Raw genomic sequence first — 7,060 nt, 5'->3', positions numbered from 1 at the left:
CGGGTGCGGCGCGCGGCCGCGGGCCAGGCCGGCGGCGACGGTCTTCAGCAGGCGCTGCAGCGTGATCGGCTTTTCGAGGAAGTCCATGGCGCCAATGCGCGTGGCTTCGACCGCCGTGTCGATAGTGGCGTGGCCGCTCATCATGATCACCGGCATGTCCAGCAGGCCTTGCGAGCCCCATTCCTTGAGCAGGCTGACGCCGTCCGTGTCGGGCATCCAGATGTCCAGCAGCACCAGATCAGGGCGCATGCGCAAGCGTGCGGCGCGCGCTTGCGCCGCGTTTTCAGCCAACTCGACCGTGTGTCCTTCGTCGTAAAGGATTTCCGACAAAAGCTCGCGTATACCGACTTCGTCGTCAACCACCAGAATTCTGGCCATAAAGCATCCACCTATTGCGTAGCCGCATTATCCTTTTCTTGCGCGGTCGCGTCTATTGTATCGGCCTCGGAAGCCAGCCGGGTCAACAAGATCGAGATCCGCGCGCCTCCTTCCTTGCGGTTGGCAAGGTCGATACGCCCACCGTGCTCTTCCACGATCTTGCGTACGATTGCCAATCCTAACCCAGTCCCGTGGGACTTGGTGGTTACGTAGGGCTCGAACGCGCGCTGCATGACCTGGGGCGGAAAGCCCGGCCCGGTATCGGCCACGGTAAACCTGAGGGCTTGCTGGTCCGCGCGGTCGGGCTGTTCGCTGCGCATGAGCTGCGTGGTCACGCTGACCCGCCCTTGCCCGCCCTGTTCGGCGATGGCGTCGCGGGCATTGGACATCAGGTTATGGATCACCTGGCGCAACTGGGTGGGGTCGCCTTCGATGGGAGGCAGGTCCGGCGCCAGCGTTACGTCCAGGTTCAGGGCCTTTTCAGCCAGGCGCGGCGAGCCGCCTTCGGGCTCCCAGCCGTACAACGACAGCACGTCCGCCACCAGGGCGTTGAAGTCGATGCGCTGCATTACCGCCGGCGGCGTGCGGGCGTATTCGCGGAAGTCGTCCACCATCTGCTTGAGCGACGCCACCTGATTGACGATGGTGTTGGTGGAGCGCTCGACGATCTGGGCCTCGGCGGGGGGCAGCTTGCCCTCCAATTTCATGGCCAGACGCTCGGCCGACAGCTGGATCGGCGTCAGCGGATTCTTGATCTCGTGCGCCAGGCGGCGGGCGACCTCGCCCCAGGCCACGGTCCGGTTGGCCGAGATCACTTCGGTGATGTCGTCGAACACCACCAGATAGCCGTTGCCGCGCCCGTCCACCCGCAAATGCGTGCCACGCGCCAGCAGCGTCAAGGGCTGCGCCCCGCCGGGGGCCTCGCCCTGGCCCGGGGCGATCTCGAATTGCTGCTGCCAGTGCTGGCGCTCGGAGCCCACCGCGGCATGGGCGGAAAAGGCCTGCCGGACGATATTGGCGAACTCCAGCATGCCGGCCACCGTTTCCAGCGGGCGGCCGATCACCGAGCGCAGATCCGCTCCAAGAATGGTCTGGGCGCCCTGGTTGACCGTGGTGACGCGGAACGACTCGTCGAACACCAGCACCCCGGAAGACAGGTTGGACAGCACGCTTTCCAGATAGACGTTGGAGCGTTCCAGCTGTTGCCGGTTGCTCTCGACCATGCGGCGGGCCTCGTCGAGCTGGCGCGTCATGGCGTTGAACGAACGCGTGAGCTGGCCGACTTCGTCGCGCTCCGGCGGTTCGGGCAGGGGCCGGTAATCGCCCACCCCCACGGCCTGCGTGCCCCCCGCCAGGCTGAGCAGCGGACGCACCAGCCGCTTGGACAGCGACAGCGCCACGGCAATGGCGCCGAAGGCCGCCAGCAGCAAGGCCAGGGTCAGGGTGATGCCATACAGCTTGCGCAGGCCCAGCCGCGACAGCGCCAGTTCCTGGTAGTCGCGAAAGCCCTGCTGCACCAGGTTGGCGTTGTGGGCGATCTGCTCGGGCACCGGTTGCATCAGCTGCAGCCAGCGGGGCTCGGACGCCGCCCCCAGCAGATTGTCGTAGCGGTCCGGCCCAGTGAGCGGAATCACCACCCGCAGGTGCAGCCCGCCTTCGGCGCCGGGGGTGACCGGATCGTCGGCTTCGGCGGCGGAGTAGCCGCGCGCCAGCCGCAACTGATTGATGACCGTGGACGGCGGCGTCGCCGGCAGCAGCTGGCCGTATTGGCTGGTGGAAAACGCGATCATGCGTCCGCTGCCAGTGAACACCATGGCTTCCTGCACGCCATTGGCCTCGCGCAGCCGGGTCAAGGCCAGCGTCACGCCGCTGTCGGAGTTGCGGTTCAGCTCCACGGCCATGGAGCGCGCGCGGGCGTCCAGGTCGGCCAACAGCGAGTCCAGCGCGGCGCGGCCAAGGTTCAGGCCCGCTTCCAGGGCCGTGTCCACGCGCACGTTGAACCAGGATTCGATCGAGCGCGACATGAACTGCACCGACACGGTGTAGATCAGGGCGCCGGGCACCACGCCGATCAGGGCGAACGCCAGGGAAAAGCGGGCTGTCAGCCGCGCGCCGAACTGGCGCCGGCGGATCTGCCGCGCCAGCCGCACAGTCAGCGCCACCACCCAGACGAAGAGCGCCAGCGCAAAAATGCCGTTCAGCACCAGCAGCGTGTCGTAGTAGCGCGCGAAGCGCGAGGCATTGCCGGTGGACCAGGCCAGCAGGCCCAGCAATGCCAGGCCGCTCGCGGCGCCAACCATCAGGGCCAGCCGGAGCACAAGCCTCATGATGGGTCTTTCTCCTTGTCGCTGAGTACGAACGTGAAGTCCGTCCAGGGCGTCGCCTGTACCCAGGAACTGCTGTTCAGAGCGTTGACCTGGAAGGGCCGCGGCAAGAGCGACGTATCCAGGCGCAGGCGCAACTGGCCGCCGTACAGCACGTCCGCGTCGAAATCGCCGGCGTCCGCCACCGACCAGTTGCGGATGTGGCGGATGACGCCCATGGCGTCGTCCAGCGAGGCGACCGGGAAGGTCAGCTCACCCACGCCCACCCGCCATTGCCGGGTCAGGGCGTTGTAGATGACGCGCCAGGTGCGGGAGGTGTCGACCAGGGACTTGTCGAACCACCACCAGCGTTCGCGCGTAATGGTGAGATCGGCAGTGAAGTACAGAGGAACCCCGCGCTGTGCCGCGTCCCGCAGTTGCTGGTTGAGCTGGAACTCGATGTCGGCATCGATTTCCAGCTTGCCGTCGCGCACCGCCGGGCGAACTTCGGCGACCCTGGGCTCGCCCCCATGCGCCTCGCCGCCCGGCACGAACGAAAGCAAGGCAGATGCGAGCAACAACCCGAGAAATAAGCGCGGAATAATGGACATACGGCACCGGAACTACGTCATGCCCCCTATTCTTGGCGATTCAGGACTGCTTGGCAAACAAGGCGTAGAAAAATCCGTCGCGCTGCGCCGCGGGTGTTGCATCGACCGCAACTGGCAGCAACTGCCCGGGCGCGTCCAGCCGTGTCGCCTCGGGGTGGCGCTGCATGAACTCCAGCGCCTGGCGCGTGCCTTCGATCGGGAAGATCGAGCAGGTCACATAAAGCAGCCGCCCGCCGGGCGCCACCGTACGCCAGAGCGCATCCAGGATGCTGGCCTGCAGGGTGGCCGTGCGGCGCACGTCATTCTCGCGCCGCAGCCAGCGGATGTCCGGGTGGCGGCGCACGATGCCCGAGGCCGTGCAGGGTACGTCGGCCAGCACGGCGTCGAACGGCTTGCCGTCCCACCAGGCGTCCAGGTCGGCGGCATCAGCCGCTTTCAACTGGACACGATCGCTTGCCAGGCCCAGCCGATCCAGGTTCTGCTCGACGCGGGCCAACCGGTCGGCGTCGGCATCCAGGGCCAGCAGGTCGATATCGGCCAATTCCAGCAGGTGGGCGGTCTTGCCGCCCGGCGCCGAGCATGCGTCCAGCACCCGCATGCCGTCCGCGGGGGCCAGCAATTCGGCCGCCAATTGCGCGCCAGCGTCCTGAACCGACCACCAGCCTTCGGCAAACCCGGGCAATTGCGTCACCGGCTTGGGCGTGGCCAGCACCAGGCCGGACTGGCCCACGGGCTCGGCCGCCAGGCCGGCGGCCTGGAACGCGGCCAGCACCTGCTCGCGGCTGGCGCGACGGCGGTTGACGCGCAGGGTCAGCGGCGCGGGCAGATTGGCGGAGGCCAGGATCTCGCGCCATTCCTGTGGATAGGCCACGCTCAGTTGCTTGACCCACCAGCCGGGATGGTTCCATTGGGCCTCGGGGCTGTCGGCGACCGCGGCTTCGAGCGCCGCGCGTTCGCGCAGGAAGCGGCGCAGGCAGGCATTGAGCATGCCCTTGAAGGAGGCCAGACCGCGGGTACGGGACGCGGCGGTCACCGCCTGGTCCACTACCGTGTGCGCCCCATAAACCGGCATGCCCGGCAGGGCTGCCGCGGCATCGCCCTCTTCTTTCAGCAGAGTCAGCGAGACCAACAGCAGGGACTCGAACAACACGCTGGGATAGCGCTGCACCAGCTCGCGGCCCACGGCGTCGGCCCAGCCCAGATAGCGCATGGCATGGAATGACACGGCCTGCGTGGCGGGCCGCAGGGACGATTCCACGTCGGTCAGCGCGTCCGTCAGGGAACGGCCGTCCAGCACGCCCTCGACCACCTCCGCACTGGAAAGCAGGACGGAGGACAGCGGGGGGGCCAGATTGGGGGAGTCGGAACGCGTGGACATGGTGCAAATTCAGGAGATAAGACCGCTATGGTAGCCGGACCTGGACGAACCGCGCCCGCCACGGCACACTGGCCCCAGCCACGGAGCCCCTCATGACCCTTGCCACCCTGCTGCTGTTCATCCTGGCCTCGGCCGTCACCATCATCACCCCAGGCCCTACCGTGCTGCTCGCCATGAGCAACGGTTCGCGCCACGGCGTGCGCGCCGCCTGCTGGGGCATGGCCGGCGCGGTGCTGGCCGACCTGGTCCTGATCGGCGCGGTGGCCTCGGGCCTGGGCGTGGTGCTGGCAGCGTCCGAAGTCGCCTTTCAGCTCATCAAATGGGTGGGCGCGGCGTATCTGGCTTATCTGGGCTGGAAGATGCTGCGCTCGGACGCGGCGCTGATCCTGCCGTCGGCCGCGCCCGGGGCGGACCGGCCCGTGGGCCTGTCGCTGGGGCTGCGCAGCTTCATGGTGGCGCTGACCAACCCCAAGGCACTGCTGTTCATGTCGGCCTTTTTGCCCCAGTTCATCGACCCGCAAGCGCCGCTGGCGACCCAGTACGCCATCGTGGCCTGCGTCCTGGCCACCATCAATATCTTGACGATGCTGGTCTACGCCGCGCTGGGCGCTCAACTGGTGCGCGCCTTCCAGGGGTCGGGCCTGCGCTGGCTGAACCGCGTCTGCGGCAGCTTGATGATCGGGCTGGCGGGCACGCTGGCGCTGTACCGGCGCGGGGCGCCGTAAAAAGGACCACGCCCGGGGACCCCAGGCTGTCAATAGCCAGGCGCTAGCCAGGCGCTTTCTGGCGGCGACAGGCCAGAATGGCGACGATGCCCGGATTTATGCGATAGCGCGCGGCGGCAAGCCTGTACCGTGCCGCGGAACCCGGTTTGCTATCGCGCCCTACGGCATTGCCGTATAATTCCCCGCTTCCCCGCAGTTGCTGCCCCCGGCGCATCGCATGAATCCCAAGCGATGGCGAGAAGCAGCGCTGCCCGTAAATTTGAACGAGTCATGAAAAAAGCAGCTCCACCGGCGCTTCCCGCCCGGTGGCAGGCATCACATATCAGCGAAGCGCGCAGCCGCGTCGGTTTGCCGCAAGCGGATTTCGCGGAATTGTTGGGCGTAAGCGTACGTACCTTGCAGGACTGGGAACAGGGCCGCCGCCATCCGTCGGGCGCCGCTCAGACCCTGCTGCAAGTGGCCATTCTGCACCCCGAAACGCTACGCGACCTGCCACCCCGCCAGACAGGCAAACCCGCCTGAACCCGAATACCTGACGAATACCCCGCCGCACCGCAACAGCCAGTGCGCGAACCTACGGTGAACTAGATTGGAAATTCTTGAACAATCCCGGCCCGGCAAAGGCGCCGGCACTTCCGCCAGCAGTGGCAGCAGCTCGACGCTTGACGCCATCACGGCTGCGGCCCAGGGCGCCGATCCGGGCCGCGCGCCGCGCGTGGGGTTCGTGTCGCTGGGCTGTCCCAAAGCTTTGGTGGACTCCGAGCGCATCCTGACCCAACTGCGCACCGAAGGGTACGAAGTCACGCCCGAATACAACGATGCGGATGTCGTCGTCGTCAACACCTGTGGATTCATCGACAGCGCCAAGGCCGAATCGCTGGAAGCCATCGGCGAAGCGCTGGCCGAGAACGGCAAGGTTATCGTCACCGGCTGCATGGGCGTCGAGGAATCGGTGATCCGCCAGGTGCACCCCAGCGTGCTGTCGGTGACCGGTCCCCAGCAATATGAAGAGGTGGTGCGTGCCGTGCACGACGCCGCCCCGCCCAAGAAAGACCACAATCCCTATCTGGACCTGGTGCCTCCGCAGGGCATCAAGCTTACGCCGCGCCACTACGCCTACCTGAAGATCTCGGAAGGCTGTAATCACCGTTGCAGCTTCTGCATCATCCCGTCGATGCGCGGCGACCTGGTCAGCCGCCCGGTGGGCGACGTGCTGAGCGAAGCCGAGCGCCTGGTCAAGGCCGGCGTGAAGGAAATGCTGGTGATCTCGCAAGACACCAGCGCGTATGGCGTGGACGTGAAGTACCGTAGCGGCTTCTGGAACGGCCGGCCCGTCAAGACCCGCATGACCGAGCTCTGTCTGGCCTTGTCCGAAATGGGCATCTGGACGCGCCTGCACTACGTGTATCCGTACCCGCACGTGGACGAAGTGATCCCGCTGATGGCGGAAGGCAAGATCCTGCCGTACCTGGACATCCCGTTCCAGCACGCCAGCCCGCGCATCCTGAAGGCCATGAAACGCCCGGCGTTCGAAGACAAGACCCTGGCGCGCATCAAGAACTGGCGCGAGATCTGCCCGGAACTGATCATCCGTTCGACCTTCATCGTCGGCTTCCCGGGCGAAACCGAAGAAGACTTCCAGTACCTGCTCGACTGGCTGACCGA

6 protein-coding genes and 1 pseudogene are annotated in these 7,060 nt (G+C 66.7%); 3 read left to right on the top strand and 4 right to left on the bottom strand.

Annotation, left to right across the window (positions count from 1 at the left end; genetic code table 11):
• The 4 genes and pseudogenes from plrR to rsmB all read right to left on the bottom strand — a co-directional run.
• Window positions 1-378, bottom strand: a pseudogene (plrR, locus tag VIR09_RS29590) (two-component system response regulator PlrR); the annotation flags it as partial.
• 11 nt (window positions 379-389) lie between these two features.
• Window positions 390-2,705, bottom strand: a complete 2,316-nt coding sequence (locus VIR09_RS29585) for a sensor histidine kinase (RefSeq protein WP_332016113.1) — start codon at window positions 2,703-2,705, stop codon at window positions 390-392.
• Entirely contained in the window at window positions 2,702-3,292 is a 591-nt protein-coding gene (locus VIR09_RS29580) for a DUF4390 domain-containing protein (RefSeq protein WP_332016112.1), read from the bottom strand. The genes VIR09_RS29585 and VIR09_RS29580 overlap by 4 nt, the downstream gene beginning before the upstream one ends.
• Window positions 3,293-3,332: 40 nt before the next feature.
• Window positions 3,333-4,670: a 16S rRNA (cytosine(967)-C(5))-methyltransferase RsmB gene (gene rsmB / locus VIR09_RS29575; RefSeq protein WP_332016111.1), complete on the bottom strand. Its 1,338-nt coding sequence runs from the start codon at window positions 4,668-4,670 to the stop codon at window positions 3,333-3,335.
• Between the two features lie 92 nt (window positions 4,671-4,762).
• Here rsmB and VIR09_RS29570 point away from each other — a divergent pair, with 92 nt between their 5' ends.
• From VIR09_RS29570 to rimO, 3 genes are all read left to right on the top strand, one after another.
• Complete coding sequence (locus VIR09_RS29570; protein ID WP_332016110.1) at window positions 4,763-5,395, top strand: LysE family translocator; 633 nt, start codon at window positions 4,763-4,765, stop codon at window positions 5,393-5,395.
• 270 nt (window positions 5,396-5,665) lie between these two features.
• Entirely contained in the window at window positions 5,666-5,917 is a 252-nt protein-coding gene (locus tag VIR09_RS29565) for a helix-turn-helix domain-containing protein (protein WP_105555940.1), read from the top strand.
• Between the two features lie 148 nt (window positions 5,918-6,065).
• The coding region (gene rimO, locus VIR09_RS29560) for a 30S ribosomal protein S12 methylthiotransferase RimO (protein ID WP_332016114.1) at window positions 6,066-7,060 on the top strand (995 nt) is incomplete at its 3' end.

It is taken from the genome of Achromobacter sp. (genome assembly GCF_036567245.1).
Taxonomy (GTDB): domain Bacteria; phylum Pseudomonadota; class Gammaproteobacteria; order Burkholderiales; family Burkholderiaceae_B; genus Achromobacter.
The sequence above is the reverse complement of the archived record's forward strand: the minus strand, read 5'-3'. Positions and strand labels throughout refer to the sequence as shown.

Excerpts from the sequence above, each read along its gene's own strand:
- VIR09_RS29585 (WP_332016113.1), bottom strand. The coding sequence starts at position 2,705 with ATGAGGCTTGTGCTCCGGCTGGCCCTGATGGTTGGCGCCGCGAGCGGC.
- rsmB (WP_332016111.1), bottom strand. The coding sequence starts at position 4,670 with ATGTCCACGCGTTCCGACTCCCCCAATCTGGCCCCCCCGCTGTCCTCC.
- VIR09_RS29565 (WP_105555940.1), top strand. The coding sequence starts at position 5,666 with ATGAAAAAAGCAGCTCCACCGGCGCTTCCCGCCCGGTGGCAGGCATCA.
- VIR09_RS29580 (WP_332016112.1), bottom strand. The coding sequence starts at position 3,292 with ATGTCCATTATTCCGCGCTTATTTCTCGGGTTGTTGCTCGCATCTGCC.
- VIR09_RS29570 (WP_332016110.1), top strand. The coding sequence starts at position 4,763 with ATGACCCTTGCCACCCTGCTGCTGTTCATCCTGGCCTCGGCCGTCACC.